Source organism: Rathayibacter sp. Leaf248 (assembly GCF_920939495.1).
Lineage (GTDB): Bacteria > Actinomycetota > Actinomycetes > Actinomycetales > Microbacteriaceae > Rathayibacter > Rathayibacter caricis.
Window position 1 is genome coordinate 948,726 of sequence record NZ_CAKLAV010000002.1, and the last position, 13,164, is coordinate 961,889.

The window sequence follows — 13,164 nt, forward strand, 5'->3', positions numbered from 1 at the left end:
GGCGTGCGGATCGCGCTGCTGACGTACTCGACCCGTCCGCGCGGGGGAGTCGTGCACACCCTCGCCCTCGCGGAGGCGCTCGCCGGCCGCGGCCACGAGGTGACGGTGTGGACGCTCGGGCGCGGGGGCGACGAGGCGTTCTTCCGGCCGGTCGCGCCGGCGGTGCGGGTGCGGGTCGTGCCGTTCGCGGCGCGCGACGACGAGAGCGTCGGCGACCGCATCGTCCGCTCGCTCGCCGCGATGGCCGCGGCGCTCGGCGGCGAGGCCGACGTCGTGCACGCGCAGGACTGCATCTCGGCGAACGCGGCGCTGGACGCCGGATTCGCGGGCCCCGGCGGACTGCTGCGCACGGTGCACCACCTGGATGAGTTCACGACTCCGGCGCTCGTCGCGTGCCACGAGCGCGCCCTGGTCGCCCCGGCGGCGCTCGTCTGCGTGTCGCAGGCGGTGGCCGACGACGTGGCGGCCGGCTGGGGACGGCGGGCGGAGGTCATCCCGAACGGAGTGGACGCGGCGCGGTTCGCGGGCGCCGCCGGGAGCGACGCGGCGCTGGCCTGGCGCGCCCGGCTCGGCCCGTACGTGCTCGCCCTCGGCGGCATCGAGCCGCGCAAGGGCAGCATCGACCTGCTCGAGGCGCACGCCCGCCTCGCTCCGGGCACCGCGCTCGTCTTCGGCGGAGGCGAGACGCTCTTCGACTACCGGCCCTACCGCGAGGAGTTCGAGCGCCGGGCCCGCGAGCTCGGGGTGTCGCCCGTCGTGCTGGGCACTCTGGCCGAGGAGGAGGTCGCTCCGCTCGTCGCCGGTGCATCGGTTCTCGGCTTCGTGTCGACCAAGGAGGGCTTCGGTCTCGCGGCGATGGAGGCGCTCGCCGCCGGGGTGCCCGTCGTCGCCCGCGATCTGCCGGTGCTGCGGGAGGTGTTCGGCGACACGGTGGCGTACGGGTCGGATGTCGAGGGGATCCGCGCTGCGCTCGCGGCGGCCCTCGACGGGTCGGCACCGCGCGACGGCCGGGCGCTCGCGTTCTCGCACGACTGGCACGACGTCGCGGCCCGGCACGAGGACCTCTACCGCCGGCACCTCGCGAGCTGATGCGCCGCTCCTTCTCGCGCTGCGTGACGGCGCTCGCCGAGGCGGATCCGGAGCGGATCGTGGTGATCGCGGACGATCGCACCCTCACCGCGGGCGAGCTCGAGGCCGAGAGCACGCGGCTCGCCCGCGCGTACCTGGCGCTCGGAGTGACGCACGACTCGCTCGTCGCGGTGTCGCTGCCGAACACGGCCGAGTTCGTCGTGGTCTGCGCGGCGATCTGGAAGGCGGGAGCGACTCCGCTGCCGCTGTCGAGGGACCTGTCGCCGCGCGAGCGGGCGGAGATCGCGGACCTCGCGCGGCCGGCGCTGGCGGTCGGCTCCGCGCTGGACGGGGTGCCGTCGGTGCCCGCCGGGTACGAGCCGGACCCCGCGCTGCCGGACGCACCGCTGCCGGACGCCGCCGCGTCGTCGTGGAAGGCGCCCGCCTCCTCCGGCAGCACCGGCCGCCCGAAGATCGTGCTCGCCGCCGCGCCCGCCGTCATGGATCCGACGCAGCCGGTCGCCGCGTTCCTGCCCCGGGAGGGGGTGCAGCTGGTCGCGGGGCCGCTCACCCACTCGGCGACCTTCACCTACGCGTTCCGCGGGCTGCTGACGGGACAGCGGCTCGTGATCCTGCCCCGGTTCGACGAGCGGCGGGTGCTCGCGGCGATCCAGGAGCACCGGGTGACCTGGGCGCTGCTGGTGCCCACGACCATCCATCGGCTGCTGCGCTGGCCGGGGCATCGCGACGTCGACGTGTCCTCGCTCGAGACGGTGCTGCACCTGGGCTCGCCGTGCCCGCCCGCCGACAAGCGCGGGCTGATCGAGTGGGTCGGGGCGCGGACGGTGGTCGAGGTGTACGCCGGGAGCGAGTCGAACGGGCTCACGATGATCCGGGGCGACGAGTGGCTCGAGCGGCCGGGCAGCGTCGGCCGGCCGATCGGAGGGACCGAGGTGCGGATCCTCGACGCGGACGGGGCTCCGGTGCCGGTCGGGCGACCGGGCACGATCTGGATGCGGCGCGGCGCGGATCCGGCGTACCGCTACCTCGGCGGGGAGTCGCGGCGGACCGGGGACGGCTGGGACACGCTCGGCGACCTCGGGTCGCTCGACGCCGACGGCCGGCTGACCGTGCTCGACCGCGTCGACGACCTCGTGCTGCGCGGCGGGGTGAGCATCCACCCGGCCGAGATCGAGCGGGTGCTGGAGGAGCATCCGGCCGTGCGCGGGGCCGTCGCGTTCGGCGTGCCCGACGAGGACCTGGGGCAGGCGATCGAGGCGGTGGTCGACATCGACCGGGCCGACGTGGGGGCGGAGGAGCTCCTCGCATTCGCGCGGGAGCGGCTCGGGCGGGCGCGGACGCCGCGGGCTCTGCGGCTGCAGCGGGAGCCGCTGCGCAGCGACGCGGGGAAGGTGAACCGGCGGCGGCTGCGCGAGGGGTGAGCGCGGCGCCGCTTCCGCAGAAGTCGCGGTAACGGCGCGCGCTCACCGCCACTACTGAGGAACCAAGAACACGCGCGTGGGTGGCTGAGGCGCAGGCCGGACGTCGTCCGTGCTGCTTTCGCAGAAGTTGCGGTAACGGTGCGCGCTCACCGCAACTTCTGGAGAAGGAGGAGGGAGCCGGCGCTCAGTCGCGCGGGCAGTGCAGCTGCGTGCGCTCGCCGGAGCGGTCGATCGAGTGCTGCGCCATCGGGCGGCCGCAGAGCGGGCAGACGGGGTCCGCGGGGGCGACGTACGGCTCCTCCGGGCGGCCGATGCCGACGTGGGCGGGGCCGGTGAAGGAGTAGATCGCGCGGTTGATCCGGTTGTAGAGGCCCGGCTTGCCGTCGAAGGGGTTCATCGGGTTCGGCGTGCGCTTCGAGGAGCCGTCGTTCTTCCTTCGTGCCATAAAGGTTAGTATACGAAGGATTGTGGTGAGCGGCGAGGAAACACGGGGTTCTCCTGTCGATCGCCGAGCCGCCCGCTGGCAGACTCGAGTGATGAGTGCGGCACTGCCGGCGGTGTCCGGCTTCGAGCACGCGAGCCGCCGGGTCGACGAGGCGGTCGCCTTCTACTCGGACGGGTACCACGGCACGCGGTTCCGGGCGGAGCCGCTGCCCGACTCCTTCTTCTTCCGCTACACCGCGCTGGGCGACGAGCAGGTCAGCGTCCGCACCTCCACCTTCCGCGGCTCCATCCGCGGAGAGATCGCACCGAAGGGGGAGTACGTCGTCTCGTGGCTCCAGGCGGGTCGCGGAGTGATGGACGTCGGCCGTGACGAGACGCCGCTCCTGCGCGCACGCCCGGCCGTGTTCCCCACGGGACGCCCGTTCGAGTTCGACTTCGGCGAGTACGACCAGCGCCTCGTGCACGTGGGCGGCGGGTTCCTCGAGGGAGTCGCCGCGGAGTCGACGGGCGCCGATCCGGCCCCGCTGGTCTTCGACCACCGCGTGGTGCCCCGACCCGCCGATGTCGACGCCTGGTGGGATGCGGTGCGCGACCTGTCCGGGGTGCTCGCCTCCCGCGCGCCGGCACTGCAGCTGGCCGAGGCCGACCGCGGAGTCGCGCTCCGGCTCCTCGCGGCGTTCCCGCACCGCCCGGTCGCCGTCCCCGCCGACGTTCTCCGGCCGCGCAACGCCCACCTCCTCCGGGCGGCCGAGTTCGTGCACGCCTTCGCCTCGTCGCCGATCTCGCTCAGCGACATCGCGACATCGGCGGCGCTCACTCCGCGCGCGCTGCAGCTCGCGTTCCGGCGGCACTTCGGCCGGACCCCGCTCGGCTACCTCCGCGACGTCCGGCTCGACCGGGCGCGCGACGAGCTGCGGCACGCGGATCCGGACACGACGACGATCGCCGCGGTCTCGGCGCGCTGGGGTTTCCTCAACCCGGGCCGCTTCGCCGGCGCGTACCTGCAGCGGTTCGGGGAGTATCCGCTCGAGACGCTGCGCGGAGGGCGCTGAAGCGGGCACACGGCGCTGAGGCGGCTCAGGGCCCGCCGAGCCAGTGGTCGATGCGGTGGTGATCCGGTGTGAAGCCGTGGTCGACGCCCCAGAGCACGGCCTGCGTGCGACTCGTCGCTCCGATCTTCCCGTAGACGCTCCGGATGTAGGACTTCACCGTGTTGGGGCTGAGATAGGTGAGCGCGGCGACGTCGGCGTTGCTCTTGCCCTGCGTGATGAGCGCGAGGATCTCGGACTCGCGGTCGGTGATGCCCTCGTGCCGGCCCGGCCAGTCGAGCCCGGGCGCGGCTCCGGCCCGCTGCGGAGGATCGCTGACGACGATCTCGCCCGCGGCGACCCGCTCGAGGGCGGCGACGAGGTCGCGGGCGGGCAGCGTCTTGGAGAGGTAGCCGTGCACGCCCTGCTCGAGTGCGTCGGCGACGAGGGTCGGTGCGAAGTTCCAGGTGTAGACGACGACGTGGCGGGCGCGCGGGTTCCTCACGAGGCCCGCGATCTCGTCGTGGTCCGACTCCGGTTGCGCGAACGAGTCGTAGAGCACGATGTCGATCGTGTCCGAGAGGCTCGCGTTGGCGTCGATCTCGGCGACCAGCACGCGGTGGCGGTAGTGGTCGAACATGTGCGCGAGGCCGGTGAGGACCACGTCGTAGTCGTCGACCAGCGCGACGGTGAGGGGCGCGGTCCGGGACATGGGTCGGACGCTACCGCACCCCGGCGAGCGGAGACCACACCCCCAGGGGTGTACCGCAGCCTCCCTGCGGGTGGAACCTTTGCCTCAGGCCCCGCACCAGCAGGGCTGACACGCGGACCCGGTCCGCCCAACGGAAGGTGACCATCGTGATCGGTCTCATCATCAGCATCGTCGTCGTCGGTCTCATCGCCGGAGCGCTGGCGCGCCTCCTCGTCCCCGGACGGCAGAGCATCAGCATCCTCATGACCATCGTGCTCGGCATCGTCGGCTCGTTCGTCGGCGGGTTCCTCGGCTTCCTGATCTTCGGGCAGGACGCCGGCGACGGATTCCTGCAGCCGGCCGGCATCATCGGCTCGGTCATCGGCGCGATCATCGTGCTGCTCGTCTACACCCGCTTCGCCGGCCGCTCGGGCGCGCGCCGCTGACCCCGCGGGGTCGACTCCGGTCGCGGGCGTTTCGGATCGGGCCGTCCGGGGAAGGGGAGGAGTGCACCTTCCCCGGATCCGGCCCTCCGGCTCCGCACCACCGAGAGGAACACCCCGTGGTCGCCATCGCCCCCCTCCGAGAGCGCTTCGACGGAGTCGAGAGGATCGCCGTGCTCCGCGGCGGCGGCCTCGGCGATCTGCTGTTCGCGCTGCCCGCCGTGGATGCGCTGGCCGCCGCCTACCCGGGAGCCGAGATCACCCTGCTCGGCACTCCCGCCCACCGCGTCCTGCTCGAGGGCGGAGTGTCGCCCGTCTCCGACGTGGAGGTGCTGCCCGTGGCGCAGGGTGTCCGCGACGGCCAGGGCGAGGACCCGCGGGTCGTCGAGGACTTCACCGCCCGGATGCGCGCGCGCTCCTTCGATCTGGCCGTGCAGCTGCACGGCGGCGGGCGCTACTCCAACCCGTTCCTGCAGCGACTGGGCGCGCGCCACACCATCGGCTCCCGCACACCCGACGCCGCCGAGCTCGAGCGCACGATCCCCTACGTCTACTACCAGCACGAGATGCTGCGCGCGCTGGAAGTCGTCGGCCTCGCCGGGGCGCCGGCGGTCCGGCTGGAGCCGGAGCTGCGCGTCGACGTCGAGCGCCGCGACCGGCTCGCGGCGACGCTGGGCGGAGGCGGTCCGCTCGTGCTGATCCACCCGGGGGCGACGGATCCGCGCCGCCGCTGGCCCTCCGAGTCGTTCGCCGCGGTGGCCCGGGCCCTGCTCGAGGACGGAGCGCGCGTGCTCGTCGTCGGCGACGACTCCGACGTGCCCGCCGCCGACGCGATCGTCGCGGGGGCGCCCGGCGCCGAGTCGTGGGCGGGACGCGTGGAGCTGCGCGACCTCGCTCCGCTGCTCTCGCTCGCCGACCTGGTGCTCGGCAACGACAGCGGCCCCCGCCACCTCGCCGCTGCGGTCGGCGCCCCCACCGTCGGCGTCTTCTGGGTGGGCAACGCGATCAACGCCGCACCGCTGGGTCGGCAGCGCCACCGCGTGCAGCTGAGCTGGACCACCGCGTGCCCGGTCTGCGGTCGCGACACGACGCAGGTCGGCTGGACGGCTCCGCGCTGCGAGCACGACCCGTCGTTCGTGGCGGACGTGCGGATCGAGGCCGTCCTGGAGGACGTGCGCGAGGTGCTCGCCGCCACCCGCTGAGACGCGAGACGCCACTCCGGTGCGCCTGCGACGATGTGTCGCGGACCGGAGTGGCGTCTCGCGGAGTCGATCCCTAGGGGATCACGCGGCTCACGGCCAGGACGGCTCCTCCTCGTGCGTGATGACGAGCTCGCGCACCTCGCAGCCCTGCGGCTGGCCGAGGACGAACATGACGGCGTTCGCCACGTTCTCGGGCTCGTTGAGCAGGGCGTCGGGGCCCGGCTTGTACTGCGCGTCGCGGTCGTCGAAGAAGCGCGTCTTCATGCCCGAGGGGATGAGCGTCGTGACGCCGATCTCGCCCTTGGTCTCGGCGGCGAGGGCGCGGGTGAAGCCGAGCACGCCGAACTTCGACGCGCAGTAGGCGGTCGCGTCCGAGACGGCCTTGATCGCGAGCGAGGAGGCGACGGTGACGACGCGGCCGTGGGTCTCGGTGAGGAACGGCAGCGCCGCCCGGACCACCGCGGCGGTGCCGAGGAGGTTGACCCAGATGACGCGCTCCCACTCCTCCGGGTCGACGTCGACGAGGCGGCCGCAGCGGTCGATCCCGGCGGCGGTGACGACGGCGTCGAGTCCGCCGTGCTCGCGGGCGATGTCGACGACGGCCTTCTCGGCCTCGCGGGTCTTCGCGACGTCCACCTGGTAGGCGGCGACGCCCTCGGCCACGCTCGAGACGTCGCGGTCGAGCACGATCGGGGTGCCGCCCGCGGCGGTGACCGCGGCGGCGACGGCGGCACCGAGGCCGGAGGCGCCTCCGGTGATCAGGACGCGGCCGATGGGGGTGGGGGTGAGACTCATGATGTCCTTCTGGGTGACGGTGCGACGGGTCGCGGGTGGCTCGCCGTCGCGGGGCGGGAAGAGAGAGGTCAGCCGACGCGGGCGAGCGCCGCGGCGAGGTGGGTGGTCGAGCGGCCCGGGTGGTACGGCACGGTGAGCACGCGCCCGCCCCACTCGGCGACGGTCGCGGTCTCGGGGAGGGACTCGGCGGAGTAGTCGCCGCCCTTCACCCAGACGTCGGGGCGGATGCGGCGCAGCGCCTCGTCGGGGGTGTCCTCGCCGAAGACGAGCACCGCGTCGACGCATTCGAGCGCGAGCAGCAGATCGACCCGGTCGTCCTCGGGGATGATCGGTCGCGACGCGCCCTTGAGACGGCGCACCGAGTCGTCGGAGTTGAGGCAGACGATCAGGCAGTCGCCCAGCGCCCGGGCCGCCGAGAGCGTGCGGGCGTGTCCCGCGTGCAGCAGGTCGAAGCAGCCGCCGGTCGCGACGACTGTGCCTCCGGAGCCGCGGACCGCCTCGGCGACGCGCAGAGCGTCGACGCCGGCGCCGTGCAGGACCGCGGTGTCGGCGGGCGCCGAGAGCGAGGCGACCCCGCCCGCGAGGAGGTAGGCGCCGGCGTCCGAGACGGCCGCGTTCACCGCCTCCGAGGCGGTCGCGCCCGAGGCGAGGGCCACCGCGGCCGACGCTGCGAACCGGTCGCCCGCTCCGCACGGGTCGGTCGGCGGCACGGAGGCGGCGGGCACGACGACGGGCACGCCCGCGCCGCGCGAGCGCACCAGGGCGCCGCTGCCGCCCAGGGTGACGGCGACGGCGGCGCAGCCCCAGCGCTCGAGCAGGGTGGTCGCGGCGGTCTCGGCGAGCGTGACTCCGCGGCCCGTCGCCTGCGAGAACGCGGTCGCCTCGGCGAGGTTCGGAGTCGCGAGCGCAGTGCCGGCGACGGGCGCGGTGCCGCGGGGGTGCGGATCCCACACGAGCGGCACGGTGAGGGCGTCGAGCGCCGCGCGCAGCGACCCGTCCTCGGTGAGGCGGCGGCCGTAGTCGGCGACGACGACGGCGTCGACGTCCTGCAGCGCCGCCAGCATGCCGTCGGTGACGGCCGGGACCGGCGGGCGCTCGCAGCCGCGGTCGAAGCGCACGACGGCCTGCCCCGAGGCGGCGACGCGCGTCTTCACCGGAGTCGGTGCTCCCGACGGGCCGGCGACCACGCGGATCCCGTCCAGCGCCGCGCGCAGCTCCGCCACGTCGGCGTCGGAGTCGTCGGCCAGCGCCGTCACGAGGGTGACGTCGTGTCCGTCGCGGGCGAGCATCCGTGCCACGAGCCCGGCTCCGCCGGCGCGCACGCCGCGGGTAGAGACGTCGACGACGGGAACGGGCGCGTCGGGGCTCAGCCGCTCGGCGGGCCCCGAGAGGTCGACGTCGAGCATCACGTCGCCGACCACGGCGATCCGCAGGCGCGGGCTCACGCGGCGGCTCCCGTGCGGGCGCGGATGCGGTGCTCGAAGGCCCGGCAGAGCGCGTGCACGAGCACGAGCTGCGCCTCCTGCACGTTCGAGCCGTGGCCCTCCAGGGCGATCGCCTCGTCGCACGCGTCGGTCAGCGGGTTGGGTCCGTCACCGGTGAGCGCCCAGGTGCGGGCTCCTGCGGCGCGGGCCGCCTCGGCGGCGTGCAGCAGATTGGCGCTGCGCCCGCTGGTCGAGAGCAGCACGACCACGTCGCCGGAGCGCGCGTGAGCCGTGACCTGGCGGGCGAAGACGTGGTCGAAGCCGTAGTCGTTGCCGATCGCGGTGAGGCTGGACGTCTCGGCGTGGAGCGAGATCGCCGAGAACGGCACGCGGTCGCCGTCGAAGCGGCCGACGAGCTCGGCCGTCAGGTGCTGCGCCTCGGCCGCGGAGCCGCCGTTGCCGGCCGCGAGCAGCCGGGCGCCCGAGTGCAGGCGGTCGGCGAGCTCGACGCCCCAGGCGACGATCTGCTCGGAGTGGCGCTCCAGCTGCGCGACGACGTCGAGCGAGCGGGAGATGTGGTCGTCGACGATCCGCCGGGCGGCGTCCGTCGGGGTGTCCAGCACGGTGTCGATGCTCATCGTCGGGGGGCCGCCTTCCGGGTCTTCGAGGAGTGGGAGCTGCGGGGAGCGCCGGTCAGGACGGCCTCCCCGTCGCCGAGTCCGGCGAGGGTGGTGAGGTACGCGCGCTCGGTGTCCGCGGCGACGCGGTCCCAGGAGTAGCGCGACTCGACGCGCTCGCGTCCCGCGGCTCCGTAGGCGCGGGCGCGCTCGGGGTCGGCGATCAGAGCGGCGAGGGCGGCGGCGAGGGCCGCCGGGTCGCGGGGCGGCACGTGCACGCCGGTGACGTCCTCGACGACGGTGTCGATGAGCCCGCCGACCGAGGACGCGACGACCGGCCGGCCGCACGCCATCGCCTCCAGCGGCACGATGCCGAACGGCTCGTACCAGGGGGCGCAGACGACGATGTCGGCCGAGCGGAGGATCGCGGGCATCTCGGTCTGCGAGAGCTGGCCCACGAGGTGGACGCGGTCCGCGACTCCGAGGCCCTCGGCGACGCCGTGCAGGCGCTGGTACTCGGGATCGGCCGCGAGGGCGTCGCCCGAGCCCGAGCCGCCGACGATGACGAGCTCGGCGTCGTGCCCGTCGTCGACCAGGCGGGCGAGCGCCTCGATCGCGTGGCCCATGCCCTTGCGGGGCACGAGGCGGCCGATGCTCATGAGCCGGATCGGACGGGTCTTCTCGGCCACGGGTCCGTCGGGGGAGAAGCGCTCCAGGTCCACCCCGCAGGGCACGACAGAGATGCTGCTCGTCGGCACGCCGAGGCCCTTGAGCTCGAACGCCTCGTCGGAGCAGGTCGCGACGATGCCGTCGGCGCGCTGGCCGACTCCGGGCTCGAGCCAGGCGCGCTCCTCGGGGCTCGTGTCGAGCGCGCCCTGCTGGCGGCGCTTGACCACTCCGAGCGCGTGGAAGGTGTGGAACACGGGCACCCGGCGGCCCGTCGCGCGCTCCACCCGTTCGGAGGCGTCGAGCGCGGCGACCCCGGACATCCAGAAGTGGCTGTGCACGAGGTCGGGGCGGGAGTCGAGCCAGTCGTTCGCGAGGTCGACGGCGAAGTCGCCCATGTAGGGGAGCAGATCGTCCTTGGACACCTTCGCGGCCGGGCCGGCGTCGATGTGCACGACCTCGACTCCGGAGGCGAACGGCACGCGGCGGGGGAGGGACGGGTCGTCGCGCCGGGTGTAGACGGTGACGCGGTGGCCGCGGCGGGCGAGCGCGTCGGCGAGGGCCGCGACGTGCACGTTCTGGCCGCCGGCGTCGACGCCTCCGAGCGTCGCCAGCGGGCTGGCGTGCTCCGAGACCATCGCGATCGCGAGCGGTCGGGTGGTGGTCGTGTGCGTCATCGGGTGCTCCCTCCTCGGGTCCCTGTGGTGATGAGCGTCCGGCGCGGACGATCGGAGAGGACCTCGTCCCAGTCCCGGTGGAACCGGGCGAGGCCGTAGCGCTCGAGGACGCTCTCGCGGGCGATCGCCCCGGCGGCGGCGGCGCGCTCCGGATCCGCGATCAGCTCGCGAGCGGCGGCGACGAGCTCGTCGAGGTCGTTCGAGACCGCTCCCGCGCCGGGCGGCACGGCGCGGCCCGCCTCGGTCGTCTCGAGCGCGATCACGGGCATGCCCAGGTGCATCGCCTCGAGCAGCGCGAGGCCGAGCGAGGTCCAGCGGAACGGATGGAGGTAGACGCGGCGGCGGGCGAGCTGCGCGTGCATCTCGCTCGTCCGCACGTCGCCGAGGACGGCGAGCCGCCCCTCCGGGAACCCGGCGAGCTCGGCGAGGCCCTCGGTCTTCATCCCGAACACGTCGAGCGGCGCGACCTCGGCGAAGCGGGGCAGCAGGTCGGTGCCGGTGACGCGGTTGCGCCGCACCGGCTCGTTGATCACGACGCCCAGGTGCGCGAGCTCACCCGTGTAGAGGGGACCGGGGTCATGGATCCCGTGCTCGATCACCGTCGTCGCCGTCGATCCGGTGTCCCACATCAGCGCGTTGAAGTGCGTGACGTGCACCAGGAGGAGGTCGTCGCGGTCGGCGAGCGGGTGCCGGCTGGTCGGGGCGTCGCCGCGCGGGGTGTTGTGCTCGACGTAGACGGCGGGCACGTCGTGGCCGAGGCGCCGGCCCAGCAGGCGCTCCGCCTCCGCGAGCTCCTCGGGGCGCTGCAGGAGCACGACGTCGACGTCGGCGTCCCGCAGGTCCTCGGGGGCGATCTCGATCGCGTTCGGCCAGTCGCGGCCGCCGGTGCCCAGGCCCCAGCCGTCGCGGGCGTCCGTCGTGGGGAGCAGGTACTCGTGGTCGCCGCGGACGAACGCGTCCGCCCAGCCGCCGTGCACGTGCCAGAGGAGGATCCTCATGCCATCGCCTCCGTCGTGGTCGTGGTGGAGCGCCCGAGGGCGCGGAGTCGCAGGACGGCGGCGACCGCCTCCTCGGCGCTCACCCCCGCCAGACAGGGGTGACCGGGCACCGGGCAGACCCGGGCGCGGGAGCCGGCGCACGCGGCGCCCTGGTCGCCGAGCAGCTCGACGGGCACGCCGTACGGCGCCCAGCGGATCGCGGGGACGACCGGGGCGAAGAGGCTGACGACCGGAGTGCCGACGGCCGCGGCGAGGTGCGCCGGACCGGTGTTGCCGCTGACGACGACCTCGGCGCGGGCGAGCACCTCGGCGGCACCGGCGAAGTCGGTCGCGCCGCCCAGGTCGATGCCGCGGGTGCCCGCGACCTCGGCCGTGAGCGCGCGCTCGCCGGGACCGCCCGTGACCGCGACGGCGAAGCCCTCGTCCGCGAGCAGCTCGACGGCGCGGGCCGCGTTCGCCGCGGGCCAGGCGCGCGCCGGCACCGCCGCTCCGGGGTGCACGACGACGTAGGGGCCCACTCCCTCGAGCGCGGCCGGCAGCACGCCCTCGCGGCGCACGCGCAGGCGTCCGTCGTCGCCCTCGGGCAGCGCGAAGCCGGCCGCGGCGGCGATGGCGAGCGCGCGCTCCGGTTCCGGCTGGTCCTCCTCGAGGGTCTCGCCCGGAACCAGCCGCACATCGAGGAGGGCGCCGGCGAAGTCGACGGAGGCGCCGCTGATCCGCGCGACGCCCGCGAGGCGCAGCAGCAGCGCGAGCGGCAGCGGCGACTGGTGGAAGGAGGTCAGGATCACGGCCTCGTCGGGGGCGAACTCCTCGACGATCGCGTGCAGCTCCGCCACGAGCGCGGCGTCGACCGGTCGCGAGGCGTCGCCGATCCACGGGCACCACCAGGTGCGGACGCTCGTCGGCCCGGGCAGCAGAGCGGCGGCGGGCGCACCCTGGGGCCCCGCGAGCAGCAGCACCTCGGCGTCCGCGGCGATCGCGCGGACGGCGGGGCCGCAGAGGAGCACGTCGCCCGCGCTGTCGAGGCGGGCGACGAGGACGCGGCGGGTCATGCGGGGCCCTCCTCGGACGGGTCCGGCTGCATCGCCAGGAGCAGCTCGACCGCCTCGAGGAGCGTGTCGGCGCGCAACGCCGCGGCCGCCACCTCCTCGGCCCGGGTGATCGGAGTGGGGACGAGCACGCCCCGCGCGCCCGCGTTGGCCGCCGCGCCCACGTCGGCGCCGATGTCGCCGATCACGGCGAGGGAGTCGGCGGGCAGCCCGAGCGCCGCCGCCGCGCCCAGCACCATCCCGGGCGCGGGCTTGCGGCAGTCGCAGCCGTCCTCGGGACCGTGCGGGCAGAGCATCCAGACGTCGAAGCCGCCGAAGAGCTCGTCGACCCGCCGGTTCACCGCGTCGGCCTGGCCGCGGTCGATGATGCCGCGGGCGATGCCGGACTGGTTCGTGACGACTCCGATCGACAGGCCCGCCTCGCGCGCGCGCTCGACGGCGTCGAGGGCGGTCGGCATCGGCTCGACCCGCGCGGGGTCGCCGTTGTAGGGCACGTCGACCACGAGCGTGGCATCGCGGTCGAAGAGGATCCCGCGCAGTCGCGGGGTCCGCTCGAGCTCGGCGGTGCCGCGCTGCTCGCGCGGGTGCATCGGGTCGGTCACACCGTTCTCGTACCCTGC

Annotated in this window: 14 protein-coding genes; 5 read left to right on the forward strand and 9 right to left on the reverse strand. The window is 74.9% G+C overall.

Features of this window, described 5'->3' with window-relative positions; translation table 11 throughout:
* The first annotated feature begins 3 nt into the window (after positions 1-3).
* Both LRG51_RS17450 and LRG51_RS17455 read left to right on the forward strand, forming a co-directional pair.
* Entirely contained in the window at positions 4-1,089 is a 1,086-nt protein-coding gene (locus LRG51_RS17450) for an MSMEG_0565 family glycosyltransferase (protein WP_230673986.1), read from the forward strand.
* Positions 1,089-2,510 (forward strand): AMP-binding protein, encoded by a 1,422-nt coding sequence (locus tag LRG51_RS17455; RefSeq protein WP_230673987.1) that lies wholly within the window; start codon positions 1,089-1,091, stop codon positions 2,508-2,510. Before LRG51_RS17450 ends, LRG51_RS17455 begins: the two co-directional genes overlap by 1 nt.
* Before the next feature lie 184 nt (positions 2,511-2,694).
* Here LRG51_RS17455 and LRG51_RS17460 read toward each other — a convergent pair whose 3' ends face one another.
* Entirely contained in the window at positions 2,695-2,955 is a 261-nt protein-coding gene (locus LRG51_RS17460) for a hypothetical protein (RefSeq protein ID WP_230673988.1), read from the reverse strand.
* Between the two features lie 91 nt (positions 2,956-3,046).
* On the opposite strand from LRG51_RS17460, the gene LRG51_RS17465 reads away from it, so the two are divergent.
* The gene (locus LRG51_RS17465) at positions 3,047-4,006 is read left to right on the forward strand and encodes a helix-turn-helix transcriptional regulator (RefSeq protein WP_055793515.1); all 960 of its coding nucleotides are present in this window, start codon (positions 3,047-3,049) and stop codon (positions 4,004-4,006) included.
* 25 nt (positions 4,007-4,031) lie between these two features.
* Here the strand turns inward: LRG51_RS17465 and LRG51_RS17470 are convergent, their stop codons facing one another.
* Positions 4,032-4,694: a response regulator transcription factor gene (locus tag LRG51_RS17470; protein WP_055793513.1), complete on the reverse strand. Its 663-nt coding sequence runs from the start codon at positions 4,692-4,694 to the stop codon at positions 4,032-4,034.
* A gap of 146 nt (positions 4,695-4,840) precedes the next feature.
* Here LRG51_RS17470 and LRG51_RS17475 point away from each other — a divergent pair, with 146 nt between their 5' ends.
* Positions 4,841-5,119 carry a GlsB/YeaQ/YmgE family stress response membrane protein gene (locus LRG51_RS17475; RefSeq protein WP_055793914.1) on the forward strand — a complete coding sequence of 93 codons (279 nt, stop codon included), beginning with the start codon at positions 4,841-4,843 and terminating at the stop codon, positions 5,117-5,119.
* A gap of 116 nt (positions 5,120-5,235) precedes the next feature.
* A complete protein-coding gene (locus LRG51_RS17480) occupies positions 5,236-6,318 on the forward strand; it encodes a glycosyltransferase family 9 protein (RefSeq protein ID WP_055793511.1) in 1,083 nt (360 codons plus the stop codon).
* Positions 6,319-6,408: 90 nt separating this feature from the next.
* Here the strand turns inward: LRG51_RS17480 and LRG51_RS17485 are convergent, their stop codons facing one another.
* The 7 genes from LRG51_RS17485 to LRG51_RS17515 all read right to left on the reverse strand — a co-directional run bounded on the left by LRG51_RS17485 (position 6,409) and on the right by LRG51_RS17515 (position 13,146).
* A complete protein-coding gene (locus LRG51_RS17485) occupies positions 6,409-7,113 on the reverse strand; it encodes an SDR family oxidoreductase (RefSeq protein ID WP_230673989.1) in 705 nt (234 codons plus the stop codon).
* Between the two features lie 68 nt (positions 7,114-7,181).
* Complete coding sequence (locus tag LRG51_RS17490) at positions 7,182-8,546, reverse strand: PfkB family carbohydrate kinase (protein WP_230674092.1); 1,365 nt, start codon at positions 8,544-8,546, stop codon at positions 7,182-7,184.
* Positions 8,547-8,554: 8 nt separating this feature from the next.
* Positions 8,555-9,175, reverse strand: a complete 621-nt coding sequence (locus tag LRG51_RS17495; RefSeq protein WP_055793507.1) for a D-sedoheptulose-7-phosphate isomerase — start codon at positions 9,173-9,175, stop codon at positions 8,555-8,557.
* On the reverse strand, positions 9,172-10,497 hold the full coding sequence (locus tag LRG51_RS17500; RefSeq protein ID WP_230673990.1) for a glycosyltransferase: 1,326 nt from the start codon (positions 10,495-10,497) through the stop codon (positions 9,172-9,174). The genes LRG51_RS17495 and LRG51_RS17500 overlap by 4 nt, the downstream gene beginning before the upstream one ends.
* Positions 10,494-11,495, reverse strand: a complete 1,002-nt coding sequence (locus LRG51_RS17505) for a glycosyltransferase (protein WP_230673991.1) — start codon at positions 11,493-11,495, stop codon at positions 10,494-10,496. The genes LRG51_RS17500 and LRG51_RS17505 overlap by 4 nt, the downstream gene beginning before the upstream one ends.
* On the reverse strand, positions 11,492-12,547 hold the full coding sequence (locus tag LRG51_RS17510) for a glycosyltransferase family 9 protein (RefSeq protein WP_230673992.1): 1,056 nt from the start codon (positions 12,545-12,547) through the stop codon (positions 11,492-11,494). Before LRG51_RS17510 ends, LRG51_RS17505 begins: the two co-directional genes overlap by 4 nt.
* Complete coding sequence (locus LRG51_RS17515; protein ID WP_329958744.1) at positions 12,544-13,146, reverse strand: HAD-IIIA family hydrolase; 603 nt, start codon at positions 13,144-13,146, stop codon at positions 12,544-12,546. Before LRG51_RS17515 ends, LRG51_RS17510 begins: the two co-directional genes overlap by 4 nt.
* Positions 13,147-13,164: the final 18 nt, after the last annotated feature.

Coding starts and splice junctions, on each gene's coding strand:
- LRG51_RS17455 (WP_230673987.1), top strand. CDS start 1,089: ATGCGCCGCTCCTTCTCGCGCTGCGTGACGGCGCTCGCCGAGGCGGAT.
- LRG51_RS17460 (WP_230673988.1), bottom strand. CDS start 2,955: ATGGCACGAAGGAAGAACGACGGCTCCTCGAAGCGCACGCCGAACCCG.
- LRG51_RS17465 (WP_055793515.1), top strand. CDS start 3,047: ATGAGTGCGGCACTGCCGGCGGTGTCCGGCTTCGAGCACGCGAGCCGC.
- LRG51_RS17470 (WP_055793513.1), bottom strand. CDS start 4,694: ATGTCCCGGACCGCGCCCCTCACCGTCGCGCTGGTCGACGACTACGAC.
- LRG51_RS17485 (WP_230673989.1), bottom strand. CDS start 7,113: ATGAGTCTCACCCCCACCCCCATCGGCCGCGTCCTGATCACCGGAGGC.
- LRG51_RS17495 (WP_055793507.1), bottom strand. CDS start 9,175: ATGAGCATCGACACCGTGCTGGACACCCCGACGGACGCCGCCCGGCGG.
- LRG51_RS17500 (WP_230673990.1), bottom strand. CDS start 10,497: ATGACGCACACGACCACCACCCGACCGCTCGCGATCGCGATGGTCTCG.
- LRG51_RS17505 (WP_230673991.1), bottom strand. CDS start 11,495: ATGAGGATCCTCCTCTGGCACGTGCACGGCGGCTGGGCGGACGCGTTC.
- LRG51_RS17510 (WP_230673992.1), bottom strand. CDS start 12,547: ATGACCCGCCGCGTCCTCGTCGCCCGCCTCGACAGCGCGGGCGACGTG.